The sequence below is a fragment of the Pseudomonas sp. SJZ103 genome, from assembly GCF_007828335.1.
Taxonomy (GTDB): Bacteria; Pseudomonadota; Gammaproteobacteria; order Pseudomonadales; family Pseudomonadaceae; genus Aquipseudomonas.
In genome coordinates, this window is the sequence record NZ_VIUN01000004.1 from 159,343 (window position 1) to 174,818 (window position 15,476).

General features: G+C 56.8%; 18 protein-coding genes and 1 tRNA gene. 3 read left to right on the forward strand and 16 right to left on the reverse strand.

What is annotated here, in order from left to right:
• Positions 1-7: 7 nt before the first annotated feature.
• The 10 genes from FBY10_RS11560 to thrS all read right to left on the reverse strand — a co-directional run bounded on the left by FBY10_RS11560 (position 8) and on the right by thrS (position 9,635).
• A complete protein-coding gene (locus FBY10_RS11560) occupies positions 8-1,444 on the reverse strand; it encodes a hypothetical protein (protein WP_079444330.1) in 1,437 nt (478 codons plus the stop codon).
• Positions 1,445-2,179: 735 nt separating this feature from the next.
• Positions 2,180-2,256 (reverse strand) — tRNA-Pro (locus FBY10_RS11565).
• A 90-nt stretch (positions 2,257-2,346) separates the two neighbouring features.
• The gene (locus FBY10_RS11570) at positions 2,347-2,703 is read right to left on the reverse strand and encodes a MerR family transcriptional regulator (protein ID WP_003174972.1); all 357 of its coding nucleotides are present in this window, start codon (positions 2,701-2,703) and stop codon (positions 2,347-2,349) included.
• Positions 2,684-2,986, reverse strand: a complete 303-nt coding sequence (ihfA, locus tag FBY10_RS11575; RefSeq protein WP_002553164.1) for an integration host factor subunit alpha — start codon at positions 2,984-2,986, stop codon at positions 2,684-2,686. The genes FBY10_RS11570 and ihfA overlap by 20 nt, the downstream gene beginning before the upstream one ends.
• Before the next feature lie 3 nt (positions 2,987-2,989).
• Complete coding sequence (gene pheT / locus FBY10_RS11580) at positions 2,990-5,368, reverse strand: phenylalanine--tRNA ligase subunit beta (RefSeq protein WP_131700546.1); 2,379 nt, start codon at positions 5,366-5,368, stop codon at positions 2,990-2,992.
• 26 nt (positions 5,369-5,394) lie between these two features.
• Complete coding sequence (gene pheS / locus FBY10_RS11585) at positions 5,395-6,411, reverse strand: phenylalanine--tRNA ligase subunit alpha (RefSeq protein ID WP_131700545.1); 1,017 nt, start codon at positions 6,409-6,411, stop codon at positions 5,395-5,397.
• Positions 6,412-6,520: 109 nt separating this feature from the next.
• Positions 6,521-6,877 carry a 50S ribosomal protein L20 gene (gene rplT, locus FBY10_RS11590; protein WP_003174975.1) on the reverse strand — a complete coding sequence of 119 codons (357 nt, stop codon included), beginning with the start codon at positions 6,875-6,877 and terminating at the stop codon, positions 6,521-6,523.
• Between the two features lie 29 nt (positions 6,878-6,906).
• Complete coding sequence (rpmI, locus tag FBY10_RS11595) at positions 6,907-7,101, reverse strand: 50S ribosomal protein L35 (RefSeq protein ID WP_002553160.1); 195 nt, start codon at positions 7,099-7,101, stop codon at positions 6,907-6,909.
• 60 nt (positions 7,102-7,161) lie between these two features.
• Entirely contained in the window at positions 7,162-7,713 is a 552-nt protein-coding gene (gene infC, locus FBY10_RS11600) for a translation initiation factor IF-3 (protein WP_015884933.1), read from the reverse strand.
• Positions 7,713-9,635, reverse strand: coding sequence for a threonine--tRNA ligase (gene thrS / locus FBY10_RS11605; RefSeq protein ID WP_048719014.1), 1,923 nt, complete (start codon positions 9,633-9,635; stop codon positions 7,713-7,715). The genes infC and thrS overlap by 1 nt, the downstream gene beginning before the upstream one ends.
• A gap of 368 nt (positions 9,636-10,003) precedes the next feature.
• On the opposite strand from thrS, the gene FBY10_RS11610 reads away from it, so the two are divergent.
• The gene (locus tag FBY10_RS11610; protein ID WP_131700544.1) at positions 10,004-10,318 is read left to right on the forward strand and encodes a hypothetical protein; all 315 of its coding nucleotides are present in this window, start codon (positions 10,004-10,006) and stop codon (positions 10,316-10,318) included.
• Between the two features lie 289 nt (positions 10,319-10,607).
• Complete coding sequence (locus tag FBY10_RS11615) at positions 10,608-10,820, forward strand: cold-shock protein (RefSeq protein ID WP_003234260.1); 213 nt, start codon at positions 10,608-10,610, stop codon at positions 10,818-10,820.
• A 73-nt stretch (positions 10,821-10,893) separates the two neighbouring features.
• On the opposite strand, the gene FBY10_RS11620 is transcribed toward FBY10_RS11615, so the two are convergent.
• The gene (locus FBY10_RS11620; RefSeq protein WP_131700543.1) at positions 10,894-11,214 is read right to left on the reverse strand and encodes an I78 family peptidase inhibitor; all 321 of its coding nucleotides are present in this window, start codon (positions 11,212-11,214) and stop codon (positions 10,894-10,896) included.
• A gap of 142 nt (positions 11,215-11,356) precedes the next feature.
• Entirely contained in the window at positions 11,357-11,662 is a 306-nt protein-coding gene (locus FBY10_RS11625) for a hypothetical protein (protein WP_131700542.1), read from the reverse strand.
• A 154-nt stretch (positions 11,663-11,816) separates the two neighbouring features.
• Here FBY10_RS11625 and FBY10_RS11630 point away from each other — a divergent pair, with 154 nt between their 5' ends.
• Positions 11,817-12,029 (forward strand): hypothetical protein, encoded by a 213-nt coding sequence (locus tag FBY10_RS11630; RefSeq protein WP_053128891.1) that lies wholly within the window; start codon positions 11,817-11,819, stop codon positions 12,027-12,029.
• Between the two features lie 26 nt (positions 12,030-12,055).
• On the opposite strand, the gene FBY10_RS11635 is transcribed toward FBY10_RS11630, so the two are convergent.
• The 4 genes from FBY10_RS11635 to FBY10_RS11650 are packed head-to-tail and all read right to left on the reverse strand — an operon-like array spanning position 12,056 to position 15,475.
• Complete coding sequence (locus FBY10_RS11635; RefSeq protein WP_131700541.1) at positions 12,056-13,084, reverse strand: nucleoside hydrolase; 1,029 nt, start codon at positions 13,082-13,084, stop codon at positions 12,056-12,058.
• Positions 13,085-13,110: 26 nt separating this feature from the next.
• On the reverse strand, positions 13,111-13,515 hold the full coding sequence (gene rbsD, locus FBY10_RS11640) for a D-ribose pyranase (protein WP_131700540.1): 405 nt from the start codon (positions 13,513-13,515) through the stop codon (positions 13,111-13,113).
• Positions 13,512-14,429, reverse strand: coding sequence for a ribokinase (gene rbsK, locus FBY10_RS11645; RefSeq protein WP_131700539.1), 918 nt, complete (start codon positions 14,427-14,429; stop codon positions 13,512-13,514). The genes rbsD and rbsK overlap by 4 nt, the downstream gene beginning before the upstream one ends.
• Positions 14,430-14,452: 23 nt before the next feature.
• Positions 14,453-15,475: a LacI family DNA-binding transcriptional regulator gene (locus FBY10_RS11650; protein ID WP_145336277.1), complete on the reverse strand. Its 1,023-nt coding sequence runs from the start codon at positions 15,473-15,475 to the stop codon at positions 14,453-14,455.
• Between the last annotated feature and the right edge of the window lies 1 nt (position 15,476).

Sequence of the window (15,476 nt, forward strand, 5' to 3'; positions counted from 1 at the left end):
AATCCCCTTATACCAAGTCCTGGAGCGGCTGAAGCTGGTTGTATTGCTGATTGAACGAGGACTGGACCCTCGCCCGGATTGGCTCAACTTCAGTGACCAATTCGCGCAAAAGCTGCTCTTGTGCATCCAGTCGCAACTCATCCTTTTGAACACTGAAATCCGGCATATCCAAGGGGCCAAATGTCACTGGATGGTCGAAATAATCAGGCGGTGGAGCATCCGTAGGGCGCGCCATCATATTTTCGTTCTGGTAGTAACGGGTCAGGCTCTGTAGCGTCTCATCGGCCATGACCAGTGTTTCGGATACCTGTTTTTTCACTATCGACTTCTGGTTCATATTGAACTTGAAAGCTTTGATCGCCTTCTCAGCTGCCTGCACACCGCTATCAATTTTCAACAACACTTCGGCCTTCTCGACTTCCAGCCTATCTCGCAAGCCTTCGATCAGTTCGATATAGCGGCGGTGAGCCTCAGCATATTGACTCCATACCCCTGCGTACCCCGGATAGCGATCCGTGAAGTTGTAGCCCTTCCAAACGCCGACACAGCCAAACACAATCGTCCCGAAGAACAGAATCAATGATTCGAAATCCTGAATGGGGAATATGCCCGCACGAAGGCTTTGCCAGACTAGGGGGAAGGCGTTATGACTTGCGTCTTCATCCACGGTCAGCACATAACGGAAATAGGAGATCAACACTCCCAATCCGATCATGATGACTACTGCCGAAGCGAAAGAGATCCAGCCCCAGAGCCGGCGTGCCCCTCTGACGTGGTTCTTGTTTCTGAAACCAAGCCCTGCGAAAAAGCAGATGACCACGTTGAAAGACGACAACATAAAAGCCATCGTGAATCCGCTGAGTAGTCCCCCTTCTAGGCCTGAACCGAAGAAGGTCGCGTTGAGCCCACCCTCCACGACGCAACAGGCAAACACGATCATGATCTGCAGAAACTTGCTGGCACTGCTTAAGCTTTTAGCAGGGACGCTCGGCAGTCGATTATCCCTGCGAAAATCGCTCAAGAGCTGAAATTTGGTTTTCGCGTCGCTGGCAAAATCCTTCATGCGACCATCCTCCCGCGTGAGGTAATGGTCGGACGTACGAACAAACTCATTTCCTAACTCGATGGCGCGGTTCATATCCAGCGTAATGTCGATCGAGTCCAGGCGATTCTGAATCTGCTTGATACGCTGCTCGCCGTATTTCACCGTTTGCTCTCGCATCCGGCCAAGCTCCGCTCGAACAGCGTGCTCGGCAGCAGTCAATTGTGTGTCTCCGCTCCTCGGGATGCCCTTCGCGCCGTGTTCTCTAGCGATTTTTTGAAGATCGAGCTTTTTCTTGAGCTTCTCAGGATCGATTTTCGGGATGAGCGGTTCGCTATGCTCTGTTTCCTGGCTCGAAAAAAGGGAAGCAATAAAAGCAAAGAATCTTTTGAAAAAATGCATTGAAGACATCCATGCGCTTTGTTGATCAACGACTTATGACATTCATATGCGCAAGCGTGCTACGCAGCATAAATTGCCGTTTTTATCGTTCTGGAGGGTGAGTTCAAGAGGAATCGTCGTCCGTAACGTGCAGCCGTATCAAATAGCCATCAAGGTGGCGAAATGATGACTGCACCAATGCTCCATAGCAAGCAGGAACGAGTAGTTTGCGGACTAACGGACGGGCTAATAGGCGGCTGCTAGTCAAAGCAAGAATTTTTACTCGGCTGGAGGCCCAACTAGGTTGGATCATCCGCGCATTGCTAGAAGGGTCCGAACTATTCGCCAAGCAGCCTCAACTTGTAGGCCGTTGCCACGCCTTTGAAGCTAGATTGTTCATGCTGGACTATGACCTACGCAGTCTAGTCCCCCGAGGCTATACGATCCCAGTGCCGCCCAAGCTTAACTACCGGGTATGCAGGATGACCCGAGCGACCTGAGATAAACAAGCTGATGGTTGACCTGTATGTAGTTCTCAATCAGCACGAAAATAGCCTTAAACACTCAAAAACGTTAGGACCTGAAGAGAAAGACCAAACAGCATTGGTAAAGAGACCACGCGTGAGCGCCAAAGCCTGCGCCCGCCCACGCGGAAGCCGTGAGGATTCCACCCAGAGCCGGTGGTTTTGTGGGGGTAAAAACGGCCAAAAATAAAAAGGGGTCGCGAGATAAAATCTCGCAACCCCTTGAATTATATGGTCGGGACGGAGTGATTCGAACACTCGACCCCTAGCACCCCATGCTAGTGCGCTACCGGACTGCGCTACGCCCCGACTAGGCGTGTTACTGGGTTCGCTTCGCAACGAAGCGATCAGGAATATACCGCAAGCTTTTGAAATGTGGAAGTATTTTAAAAGCCTGAATCATTTTTTCAAAACCACCAGCACATCTTCCAGTTCGGAGATCATCTGGCGGATCAGTTGCTTGTACTGGGTGGTGTCGTCTTTGGCCTCATCACCGGACATACGCTGGCGCGCGCCGCTGATGGTGAACCCCTGATCGTACAGCAATGCACGGATCTGTCGGATCATCAGCACATCCTGGCGCTGATAATACCGACGGTTCCCGGTGCGTTTGACGGGGTTGAGTTGAGGAAACTCCTGCTCCCAATAGCGCAATACGTGCGGTTTTACCGCACAAAGTTCGCTGACTTCACCTATGGTGAAGTAGCGTTTGCCTGGGATGACGGGTAGCTCGTCGTTATGACTTGGTTCCAGCATAAGCCTCAACTCGGGCCTTCAACTTCTGCCCTGGACGAAAGGTGACCACACGGCGAGCCGTGATCGGGATTTCTTCTCCCGTTTTTGGATTGCGGCCAGGCCGCTGGCGTTTGTCCCGCAGGTCAAAGTTGCCGAAACCGGACAATTTGACCTGTTCGTTGTCTTCCAGAGCGTGCCTGATCTCTTCAAAAAACAGCTCGACCAATTCCTTGGCCTCGCGCTTGTTCAGACCCAACTCTTCGTACAGACGTTCCGCCATCTCAGCTTTCGTCAAAGCCCCCATACGTCACTTCCTTAACGTGGCGTTCAACCTTTGTTCGAGCGAGGTGAGGATATTTTGTGTCGTGGTATTCACCTCATCGTCATTAAGAGTGCGCGATGGATGCTGCCAGGTCAAGCCAACTGCAAGGCTTTTTCTATGCGGATCAATGCCTTTACCCTGATAGACGTCAAATAGCCTGAGGTCTGTCAGCCATTCCCCTGCATTTTCACGGATTACATCCAGAACGGCAGTGGCGGCGACTTCACGATCGGCGATCAGGGCCAGGTCGCGACGCACTTCAGGGAAGCGCGACAACTCGCTGAATTTAGGCATCTTGCCCGAGGCCACTTCGGCCAGGACCAGCTCGAAGACGAAGACCGGGCGGTCGAGCCCAAGGGTTTTCGACAGCTCTGGGTGGATGGCGCCGACGAAGCCCACCAGGCGACCGTCACGTTCGATACGCGCAGTCTGGCCAGGGTGCAACGCCGGGTGGTTGCCTGGCACAAATTTGAAGTCGTCCAGCGCACCGGCAAAGCCCAGTACCGCTTCCACGTCAGCTTTAACGTCGAAGAAGTCCACGGCATCACGGCCTTGCGCCCAGCCTTCCGGCAAGCGGCTGCCGCAAACAACACCGGCCAGCATTGGCTCTTGCTTCAGGCCGTCGAGTTGACCGACAAACCGCAGGCCGCTTTCGAACATGCGCACGCGGTCTTGCTGACGGTTCAGGTTATGGGAAAGGGCTTTCACCAGGCCTGGCCACAGGGACGAACGCATGGCGGCCATGTCGTTGGAGATCGGGTTGGCCAGCAGCAGCGGTTCGACGCCCGGGTTGAACAGCTCGAACTGCTTGGGATCGATGAAGCTGTAGGTCACCGCTTCCTGATAGCCACGGGCAACCAGCAGACGGCGCAGCTCAGGCAAATGCGCACGCGCTTCTGCCTTGGGTTGCGGTGCCAGGCGCGCTTGCGGGTAACGAACCGGCAAGCGGTTGTAGCCGTACAGGCGAGCCAGTTCTTCGATCAGATCGACTTCCAGGCTGATATCGAAGCGATGGCTTGGCACTTCAACATGCCACTGCCCTTCCCCACCCGCAGAAATGTTCAACCCGAGGGCCGACAACAATTGCTCGATTTCAGCCGGAGCGATGACCAGGCCGAGCATTTGTTCGACGCTTTTGGCGCGCAGGGTGATCGGCGCAACAGACGGCAGATACTGCTCGCTGACGGTTTCAGTGATCGGGCCGGCTTCGCCACCGGTGATTTCCAGCAGCAGGCCAGTGGCGCGCTCCATGGCTTCACGGGCGAGCTTCCAGTCCACACCACGCTCATAGCGGTGCGAAGCATCAGTGTGCAGGCCGTAGGAACGGGCCTTGCCAGCGATGGCAATCTGGTCGAAGAAGGCGCTTTCAAGAAATACATCGCGCGTAGTCGCAGACACACCGCTGTGCTCGCCTCCCATCACACCGGCAATCGCCAGGGCGCGGGAGTGGTCAGCGATCACCAGGGTGTCGGCGCGCAGGCTGACTTCCTGGCCGTCGAGCAGAACCAGCTTCTCGCCTTCTTCGGCCATACGCACGCGGATGCCGCCATTGATTTCAGCGAGATCGAAAGCATGCAGCGGTTGGCCCAGTTCAAGCATCACGTAGTTGGTGATATCGACGGCAGCGTCGATGCTGCGCACGTCGGCACGACGCAGGCGCTCAACCATCCACAGCGGGGTTGGCTTGGACAGGTCAACGTTGCGGATCACGCGCCCCAGGTAACGTGGGCAGGCGTTTGGCGCCAGCACTTCGATCGGACGCACTTCATCGTGCACCGCAGCCACTGCAGCAACCACTGGACGAGTCACCGGAGCGTTGTACAGCGCACCTACTTCACGGGCCAGGCCAGCCAGGGACAAGCAATCGCCACGGTTCGGAGTCAGGTCGACCTCGATGCTGGCGTCTTCCAGTTCCAGATAGACGCGAATGTCCTGCCCCACTGGCGCATCGCCCGGCAGCTCCATCAGGCCATCGTTGCCCTCGCCTACTTGCAACTCCGCCTGGGAGCACAGCATGCCGTTGGACTCGACCCCACGCAGCTTGGCCTTCTTGATCTTGAAGTCGCCCGGCAGTTCGGCGCCGATCATGGCGAACGGGATCTTCAGGCCCGGGCGCACGTTAGGCGCTCCGCACACGACCTGGAACGTTTGCGCGCCATTGCTGACCTGGCACACACGTAATTTGTCGGCATCGGGGTGTTGCTCGGTGCTCAACACCTCACCCACGACCACGCCACTGAAAACACCGGCGGCCGGCGTAACGCTATCGACCTCAAGACCGGCCATCGACAGACGCGCAACCAGCGCATCGCGGTCTACCTGCGGGCTTACCCAGCCACGCAGCCATTGTTCACTGAATTTCATCCTGCTCTCCTAAAGATTCGTTACGACTAGCGAAATTGCGCGAGGAACCGCAAGTCGTTGTCGAAGAACAGACGCAAGTCGTTCACGCCGTAACGCAGCATGGCCAGACGCTCAACGCCCATGCCGAAGGCAAAGCCCGAGAACTCTTCCGGATCGATCCCGGACATGCGCAGCACGTTGGGGTGAACCATGCCGCAGCCCATCACTTCCAGCCAGCCAGTCTGTTTGCAGACGCGGCAGCCTTTACCGCTGCACATCACGCATTCCATGTCGACTTCTGCGGACGGCTCGGTGAACGGGAAGAACGATGGACGGAAACGCACCGCCAACTCTTTCTCGAAGAACACCCGCAGGAACTCTTCGATGGTGCCCTTGAGGTCGGCGAAGTTGATGTCGCGATCAATCAGCAGGCCTTCGACCTGATGGAACATCGGCGAGTGGGTGATATCGGAGTCGCTGCGGTACACACGGCCTGGGCAGACAATGCGGATCGGCGGCTTGTTCGCTTCCATGGTGCGGACCTGTACCGGAGAGGTATGCGTGCGCAACAGCATGTTTGCGTTGAAATAGAAGGTGTCGTGCATCGACCGGGCCGGGTGATGGCCTGGGATGTTGAGCGCCTCGAAGTTGTGATAATCGTCTTCGACCTCAGGGCCTTCGGCAATGCCGTAGCCGATGTGGGTGAAGAACTGCTCGATACGTTCCAGAGTCCGGGTGATCGGATGCAGGCCGCCCGAGGCCTGGCCACGGCCAGGCAAGGTCACATCAATGGACTCGGCGGCGAGCTTGGCCGCAAGATCGGCCTCCTCGAGCGACGCCTTGCGCGCATTGAGCACCTCTGTGACACGCTCCTTGGCGACGTTGATCAGCGCACCGACTTGCGGGCGCTCTTCAGCCGGCAAATTCCCCAGGGTCTTCATCACCTGAGTCAATTCACCCTTTTTGCCAAGGTAGTGAACCCGGATTTGCTCCAGGGCATTGATATCTTCAGCGCTTTGCACAGCCTCAAGAGCTTGAGCGACGAGCGCGTCCAGGTTTTCCATGTACAGACTCCAGATACAAAATAGGGGAAGAGCTTGAAGGCTCTTCCCCTATTTATGACGTTTACCACCCTGGGCTACAGGAGCAGCCCAGGGTGACTGTCGGGGGTACTTAAGCCAAGGTGGCTTTAGCTTTCTCGACAATCGCAGCAAACACCGCTTTTTCGTTCACAGCCAGTTCAGCCAGAACCTTACGGTCGATTTCGATGGACGCTTTTTTCAGGCCAGCGATGAAACGGCTGTAGGACAGACCGTTAACACGTGCACCAGCGTTGATACGAGCGATCCACAGAGCGCGGAACTGACGTTTTTTCTGACGACGGTCGCGGTAGGCGTATTGGCCTGCCTTGATTACCGCTTGCTTGGCAACACGGAATACGCGTGAACGCGCGCCGTAGTAGCCTTTAGCGAGTTTCAGAATTTTTTTGTGACGTTTACGGGCAATGACGCCACGCTTTACACGAGCCATGAGTTACTTCCTCTATTCTTGATCCAAAATTAACGAAGGCGCAGCATGCGCTCGACTTTTGCCACGTCAGACGGATGCAGCAAGCTGCTACCGCGCAGTTGACGCTTACGCTTGGTCGACATTTTGGTCAGGATGTGGCTCTTGAAAGCGTGCTTGTGCTTGATACCGTTAGCAGTTTTCAGAAACCGCTTAGCAGCACCACTTTTAGTCTTCATCTTTGGCATGTTCGGATACTCCGCATTCAGTTGATAAACATAATCAGAAGGCCTGCCGTGCCCTGTTGATTACTTCTTCTTTTTCGGGGCGATGACCATGATCAGCTGGCGTCCTTCCATCTTAGGATGCTGTTCGACCGAACCGTACTCGAGCAGGTCAGCTTCAACCCGCTTGAGGAGTTCCATCCCCAGCTCCTGGTGGGCCATCTCACGGCCGCGGAATCGCAAGGATACCTTGGCCCTGTCCCCATCACTCAGGAAACGTACCAGGTTGCGCAGTTTTACCTGGTAATCCCCTTCCTCCGTCCCTGGACGAAACTTGATTTCTTTTACTTGAATCTGCTTCTGGTTCTTCTTCGCCGCGGCAACCTGCTTCTTCTTTTCGAAGATCGACTTGCCGTAGTCCATCACCCGGCAAACGGGTGGGATTGCATCGGCGGAAATTTCCACCAGGTCCAACTTGGACTCTTCTGCAATACGAAGCGCTTCATCAATCGAGACGATGCCAATCTGCTCGCCGTCAGCGCCAATTAACCGAACCTCGCGTGCCGAGATATTCTCGTTGATCGGGGCTTTCGGTGCAGCTCGTTTATCTTGTCTCATTTCACGCTTAATAATAATTACTCCGAATCTGGGCGACCACGCCGGGAAACCGCTTGCGCGAGGAACTCAGCGAACTGGGCGACGGGCATCGAGCCCAGGTCAGCACCTTCACGAGTACGCACAGCGACAGTCTGCATCTCGACTTCCCGATCTCCGATAACCAAAAGATAGGGAACCTTGAGCAAAGTATGCTCGCGGATTTTAAAGCCGATCTTTTCATTTCTCAAGTCGGACTTGGCACGAAATCCGCTTTCGTTGAGAGTTTTTTCAACTTCAGCAGCAAAATCTGCCTGTTTATCAGTGATATTCATGATCACTGCCTGAGTCGGAGCCAGCCACGCAGGGAACGCACCCTCGTAGTGCTCGATCAGGATCCCGACGAACCGTTCGAACGAACCGAGGATCGCCCGGTGCAGCATAACCGGGTGTTTACGGCTGTTGTCTTCGGAGACGTATTCGGCTCCCAAACGGATCGGCAGGTTAAAATCGAGCTGCAAGGTACCACATTGCCAGACACGGCCAAGGCAATCTTTCAACGAGAACTCGATCTTCGGACCGTAGAAGGCACCCTCGCCCGGCTGCAAGTCGTACGCAAGGCCCGCACTGTCTAGCGCTGCGGCCAGTGCCGCTTCAGCGCGGTCCCACAGTTCGTCGGAACCGACGCGTTTTTCCGGACGAGTGGACAGCTTCATCTCGACTTCGGTAAAGCCGAAATCGCGATAAACGTCCATGGTCAGCTTGATGAACGCGGCGGATTCGGCCTGCATCTGCTCTTCGGTACAGAAGATGTGGGCGTCGTCCTGGGTGAAGCCGCGCACACGCATGATGCCGTGCAGCGCACCCGATGGCTCGTTACGGTGGCAGGCGCCGAACTCGGCCAAACGCATCGGCAACTCGCGGTAGCTCTTCAAGCCCTGGTTGAACACCTGCACGTGGCAAGGGCAGTTCATCGGCTTGATGGCGTAGTCGCGGTTTTCCGATTGTGTAGTGAACATGTTGTCGGCGTAGTTGGCCCAGTGCCCGGACTTCTCCCACAGGCTGCGATCAACGACCTGTGGGGTCTTGATCTCCAGGTAACCGTTGTCGCGCTGAACCTTGCGCATGTACTGCTCAAGCACCTGGTACAGGGTCCAGCCGTTCGGGTGCCAGAACACCATGCCCGGCGCTTCTTCCTGGAGGTGGAACAGGTTAAGACGCTTGCCGATCTTGCGGTGATCGCGCTTTTCGGCTTCTTCAATGCGCTGGATATAGGCGGCCAGCTGCTTCTTGTCAGCCCAGGCGGTGCCGTAGATCCGTTGCAACTGCTCGTTCTTCGCATCGCCGCGCCAGTAGGCACCAGACAATTTGGTCAGCTTGAACGATTTGAGGAAGCGCGTGTTCGGCACGTGCGGACCACGGCACATGTCGACGTATTCTTCGTGGTAGTACAGGCCCATTGCCTGTTCGTCCGGCATGTCTTCCACCAGACGCAGCTTGTAGTCCTCGCCACGCGCGGTGAACACGTCGATCACCTCGGCACGCGGGGTGACTTTCTTGATGACGTCGTAATCTTTTTCGATCAGTGCGTGCATGCGCTGTTCGATGGCGGCCAGATCGTCCGGAGTGAAAGGACGCTCGTAGGCGATGTCGTAGTAAAAACCTTCGTCGATGACCGGGCCGATCACCATTTTCGCAGTTGGGTACAGCTGCTTGACCGCATGGCCAATCAGGTGCGCGCAAGAGTGGCGAATGATCTCCAGCCCCTCTTGATCCTTGGGCGTGATGATTTGCAGGCTGGCATCGGAGGTGATCAGGTCGCTGGCGTCAACCAGCTTGCCATCGACCTTGCCGGCCACGGTGGCCTTGGCCAGGCCGGCACCAATGGAGGCGGCGACCTCGGCTACGGAAACCGAATGATCGAATGAACGTTGACTGCCGTCGGGAAGAGTAATAGTTGGCATGGCGCCTCCTCTCCTAGTGGTGACCCCTACCAAAGGTCACGTGGGTTGGGATGAGCCAGTACAAGATCCAACACCAGGCCGTTCAGTGATGAACGCCTGCCTTACAGCGGCAGGAGCCTTTCGGCCAACCGATAATCGAACCACAGTGACTGGAGTGAGCTAAAAAGAAACATGGCAAGGCGGCAAATGGCGCACCCGGAATTAGCCAAGCGGAAGATGCTAGCACAGATGAACGGTCATCGCGCCGGGCACACCTGATGTTAAAGACAAATTCCAGCCTTTATAGCTGCAAAAGTGAACTTGGGCTGTACGCCATGCCTCAAACCCACTGAGAATCGCCGTTCGTCCTCGACCCAAAGGAGCATCCCATGATGCGTTTCACCTCTACCCTCGCTCTCGCCGCTACCCTGAGCCTCCTTTCCCTCGGCGCGCAGGCCGCCGCCCCGTCCAATTGGCCAGCGGGCGCCCGCGACAGCTTCGTCAGCGACTGCAGCGCAGCTGCCAGCCAGAACGTTGATGCCAAAACTGCCAAGGCCCATTGCGAATGTGGCGCTGACAAGATCAACGCCGAATTGAGCACAGCAGAAATCAAGGAACTCATGACCAACCAGAACGCCAGCCCGGAGCTTAAAAACAAAGCGGTCGCGGCTATTTCGTCCTGCAAAGTCGTGAAGAAAAAGTAAGATCGGGCCCTGATCAGACGTCCGTTTTGCCGGAAAAACAGCCCGAAAACTGCCATTTCTCACAAATTACGCAGCTTTTACGGCTTTTTTTACCAGCTTATATTTCGTGCCGAAGCCCCGTAAATCGGGGCTTTCAGCCGACACAAGCACCAAACGCAACGCTATTGATTAGCAAACAATGCCTTGGGGGGGCTCCCAAGCCGAACATTTCGACTATGATAGCCCAGTGTGCCCAGTTGGCCTGAGCAGCACAGCACTACTGAAAATATATGTTTCTTGGAGATACACCATGTCTAATCGCCAAACCGGCACCGTTAAATGGTTCAACGATGAAAAAGGCTTCGGCTTCATCACTCCTCAAGGTGGCGGTGACGACCTGTTCGTACACTTCAAAGCTATCGAAAGCGACGGTTTCAAAAGCCTGAAAGAAGGCCAAACCGTCTCCTTCGTGGCTGAGAAAGGCCAAAAGGGTATGCAAGCTGCACAGGTTCGCGGCGAGTAATTCTCCGCTGAGCTAAAAAAACCCCGTCCATGTGACGGGGTTTTTTATGGGCGTTGCAAAAGCCTGGAAACGATCAGCCGCAATTAACGCGCGTGACCACCAGATTGTCATCGGTATTCAGGTTCAAGCGGTCGGAGCGGTATTCCAGCGTGATCATATCGTTGGGCTTGAGAATCCGTGCGTTCTGCGCGCCAGCGCGGGTACGGGCCTGCTCCAGCAACTGCGGCGAGGCTTTCTGGCCAATGCTGAATTCGGCGGCCTTCGACTCACAGCGGCTATGACCGGCATCGGTCACGGCGGCGTCTTTGGCTGGCTCAGAGGCACCCGGGGTGCTGCAACCCGCCAACGCGAGTGCTGCCAACAAAGTACCGAATGATGCGAGCTTCCAAGGCATGAAGCCTCCTATTGAAAAATGAACAGAGATCTTGCGACAGCGGTCTGGATGATAGGTTTCAAAACGTAAACCGCCGATAGGCAAGTCTGCCCGACTATCAGCAAGCATTCGCCCGATCAATCGTGACCAAATATGAACGTAATCAGTAGATGTCGATGTAATCAAATGGCGGCTTCGGCCAGTTTTGCTTCAGCGCATTAAAAATCTGTGTGACCCAGACCTCGTCGCTGGCTGCGACGTTGCCGACATAACCGGAGCCCTTGGCCCAGGTCTCCAGGCGAAACAGCAGGCCGTCGATATCAGTGCCTCCCACCACCCCCGAAGATATGTAGGCAATCCCAGCCTTGGTCACACGCAACTGGGTATGTTCGTCATCACTGGCACTGGCGATCAGTTGGCGCACGGCGGCCAGGGTCAGGTTCTCGGGGTTACTCAAATCGATCTGCACGCGGGGTCCCCCGGCAATTAAACAGGGGGACAGTGTCGCACAGCGCCTGCTTCATGCCTAAGTAGCAGTGCCAAACCCCGCGCAAAATGATTAACTGCGCCCGTTAGAGCCGCGTTCCAGCGCACTGCCCAGTATTTCAACCCGTGAGACTTCCATGACCACCGTAACGCTCCAAGCCGACATCAAAGCCAAGTGGCCCCAAGGGCAAAGTTCCTACAGCCCAGGAAGCCCGGAGGAACTGGCAATCATCGGTATCGACCTGCTGGTCAAGGAACTCGGCACCCAGGCGGCGCAAGCATTCATCGGCCAGGTATTCGAAAAATACCCGGCCGACCACATGGGGGCACAAGACCCCGAGCGGGAATGAGAACCAGCTGACGAACGTCGACCGGGTTACTTCAAGCGTGCAAGGCGCTCGGTGAGCAGATCGAAGAAGCCCTGGGCGTCGCCGTTCTCAACCCAAAACACATTCTTTGTCTGCTTCAGGCCGTCGTACCAATCAACGATGGTCTGGCCGAAGGTCGGGCCTTCGCGACTGTCCACCACCATATTGGCCTGACGCCCCGTGAACAAAGACGGCTTGAGCAAGTAAGCGATAACAGTGGCGTCATGTACCGGTCCGCCCGGGATGCCGTAGTGCTCCATATCGCCCTTGACGTACTCATTCAGAATATCGCCGACAACCTTGCTCGCGTTGTTGTTGATGTCGGCGATCTTTTTCAAGCGCGCCTCACTGGTCAGCACCTTGTGGGTCACGTCCAGCGGCAGGTAAGTCAGCTTGACGCCACTCTTAAGCACAATCTCGGCTGCAATCGGATCGGCGAACAGGTTGAACTCGGCAACCGGGGTGATATTGCCGCCGTTGAAGTGCGCACCACCCATCACCACCACTTCCTTGATGCCTTGGGTGATTTCCGGGTCCTGAGTCAATGCCAGCGCCAGGTTGGTCTGCGGGCCGAGCATGGCAATGGTGATGCTGTGAGGCTTCGCCGCACGGAGGGTCTTGATCAGGTAATCAACGGCGCTGCCTTCAGCAAGGCCCTTTTTGGGCTCATGGACGGTGACGCCGGAAATACCTTCTTTGCCATGGATGTTCTCGGCATAGATCGGTGTGCGCAACAGCGGCTTGGGTGCGCCGGCGTACACCGGGATTTCCTCGCGCCCGGCCCACTCGCGGGCCAGGCGCGCGTTACGCGAGGTCTTGTCCAGGCGCACGTTGCCGGCGACGGTAGTCAGCGCACGAATGTTCAATTCGTCCGGGGAAGCCATGGCAAAGAGCAAGGCCACCACATCGTCGGCGCCTGGGTCGGTGTCGATGATCAAGTCGATTTTTTCCGCCGCTTGGGCGCTGGCAGCAGTGAGTGCGGACAAAAGCAGGACACTCCGAAACAGATTTCTCAGGGTTGGGAGACCACGTTGCATAAAACACTCCTTGTCGTTGGGACACTCTAGAAGGTTACGCCGGACACCAGCGCGATATTGCAGTAAGGCTGGCACTCGCCGGTACGCACGACAGCGCGCGCGTTACGGCTCAGTTGCTTGAATTGTTCATGGCTGAGCAGACGTCGCTCGCCGAGGGCGGCCTGTTCAGTCAACGCGTTCAGCTCAGTCAGCGCGGGAGGCTGCTTGAGCAGGATTTCTTCCGCCAGTACGTGGCTTTCCACCTGCATTTCACTGAGCACGATACGCAAGGTACTGATGAAGTCGGGAATGCCCTGGGTCAGCGCCAGGTCAATCAACTCAACCCCCGGCGGCACTGGCAGGCCGGCGTCACCGATCACCAGGATGTCGCCATGGCCCAGGGATGCGATCAACCGCGACAAGGCGATATTGAGCAGAGGGGTCTTTTTCATAAAGGTACAAAACCTTGAACGTCATGCAGCGTAGGAATGGAGGGTTGGGCACCGGCACGGGTGACTGACAATGCTGCCGCGACCTGGCCGAAACGGATGGCCTCGGCCTCACTTTTGCCACTGGCGAGTGCTGCGGCAAAACCACCGACAAAGGTATCGCCGGCAGCCGTGGTATCCACCGCCTTGACCTTGGGCGCCACCAAGTGCTCAAAGCCCTGGCCATCGGCAAACAACACACCTTGGGCACCCAGGGTAATAATGACCTTGCCAGCTCCCGCCTGGATCAACCGAGTCGCCGCGACCTTTGCACTGTCGAGGGAGTCGACTGTCACGCCGCTCAGTGCGCTGGCTTCACTTTCGTTGGGAATCAGGTAGTCGACCGAGGCGTACCAGTCAGCGGGCAACGGGCCGCTGGCCGGCGCGGGGTTGAGGATCACGGTCTTGCCCAGTTCACGACCGCGCTTGAGGGTGTAGCCCACGGTATCCATCGGCACTTCAAGCTGACAGATAATCACATCGGCGGCCTGCAACACCGCATCAGACGCCTGCAGTGAGACGGGGGTCAGCTCGCCGTTGCTGCCGGCAACAATCACAATCGCGTTCTGGCTGCTGTCGTCCACCACAATCAAGGCGACGCCACTGGAACCGTCCACGGTGCTCACCGCCTGGCAATCGATACCTTCCACCAGCAAGGCGCCACGCAGTTCAGTGCCATAGGCATCGCTACCGACACAACCGATCATTGCCACATCGGCCCCCAGTCGCGCCGATGCCACGGCCTGGTTGGCGCCCTTGCCACCAGGCACCGTGGAAAACGTCTGGCCGATCAGGGTCTCACCGGCACGGGGCAGCCGACTCGCGCGGGTGACCAGGTCCATGTTCAAGCTGCCTATTACCACTACTTTTGCTGGCATACATCAGTACTCATCAATTCGATTCAGCGGTATTGGGCGAATACGCTGGCGACTGGCGCCGTGGACTCGCGCAATACGATGCTCGGCGTCACGATGCGTTGATCGATCAGCAGTTGGGGTGTTGCAATTCGTCGCAGTAAAAGCTCGGCCGCCGTCTCACCCAGTTGCAGGATCGACTGCCCGACCGTGGTCAGCGCCGGGTACACGTAGCGGCCCATTTGAATGTCATCGAAACCGATCACCGACAGTTCACCGGGCACGCGGATATTGCGCTCCGCCGCAGCGCGCAACACGCCGAAACCGATCATGTCGTTGCTGGCAAAAATCGCGCTGGGCGGGTTTTCCGCCAGCAGTTGCACGGCAGCAGCATAACCGCCGGTGCTGGTGAAGTCGCTCTCCAGGGTGCGATTGGCCGCCACTTCCACTCCCGCTTCACGGAGCGCGCGGTGGTATCCCGTCAGGCGCATTTGCGCGACGCGAGTATGGGCCGGGCCACCGATGCAGGCGATATCCCGATGCCCCAGCTCAAGCAAGTGCCGGGTCGCCAGGTAGGCGCCGTGCTCATGGTCGATGCGCACCAAGTCGACATCTATACCGTCCAGCGCCCGGTCGACAATCACCATGGGCGTGCGCACCGCGCTCAAGCCTGCGGCGAGGCCGCTGTCATCACCGCCTACCGAGGTCACGATCAAGCCGTCGACGCGCTTCTCCAGCAACACCCGCAAATAGCTACGCTGTTTTTCTGCGTTGTCGTCGGAGTTGCAGAGAATCACGCAGTAGCCATTACGCTCACAGTAGTCCTCGATCCCCCGGGCCAGCTCGGCAAAATACGGGTTGAGGCTGTTGGGCACCAGCAATCCTATGGTGGCCGTGGTCTTAGCCTTGAGCGAACGCGCGACGGCGCTGGGCACGTAGTCGAGCTGCTTGATCGCCGCTTCAACCTTGATCCGTACCGGCTCGCTCACCGGGCGCGTCTTGTTCACCACATGGGATACGGTGGTGTAGGAAATACCTGCAATCGCGGCCACATCCTTGATCGTTGCCATG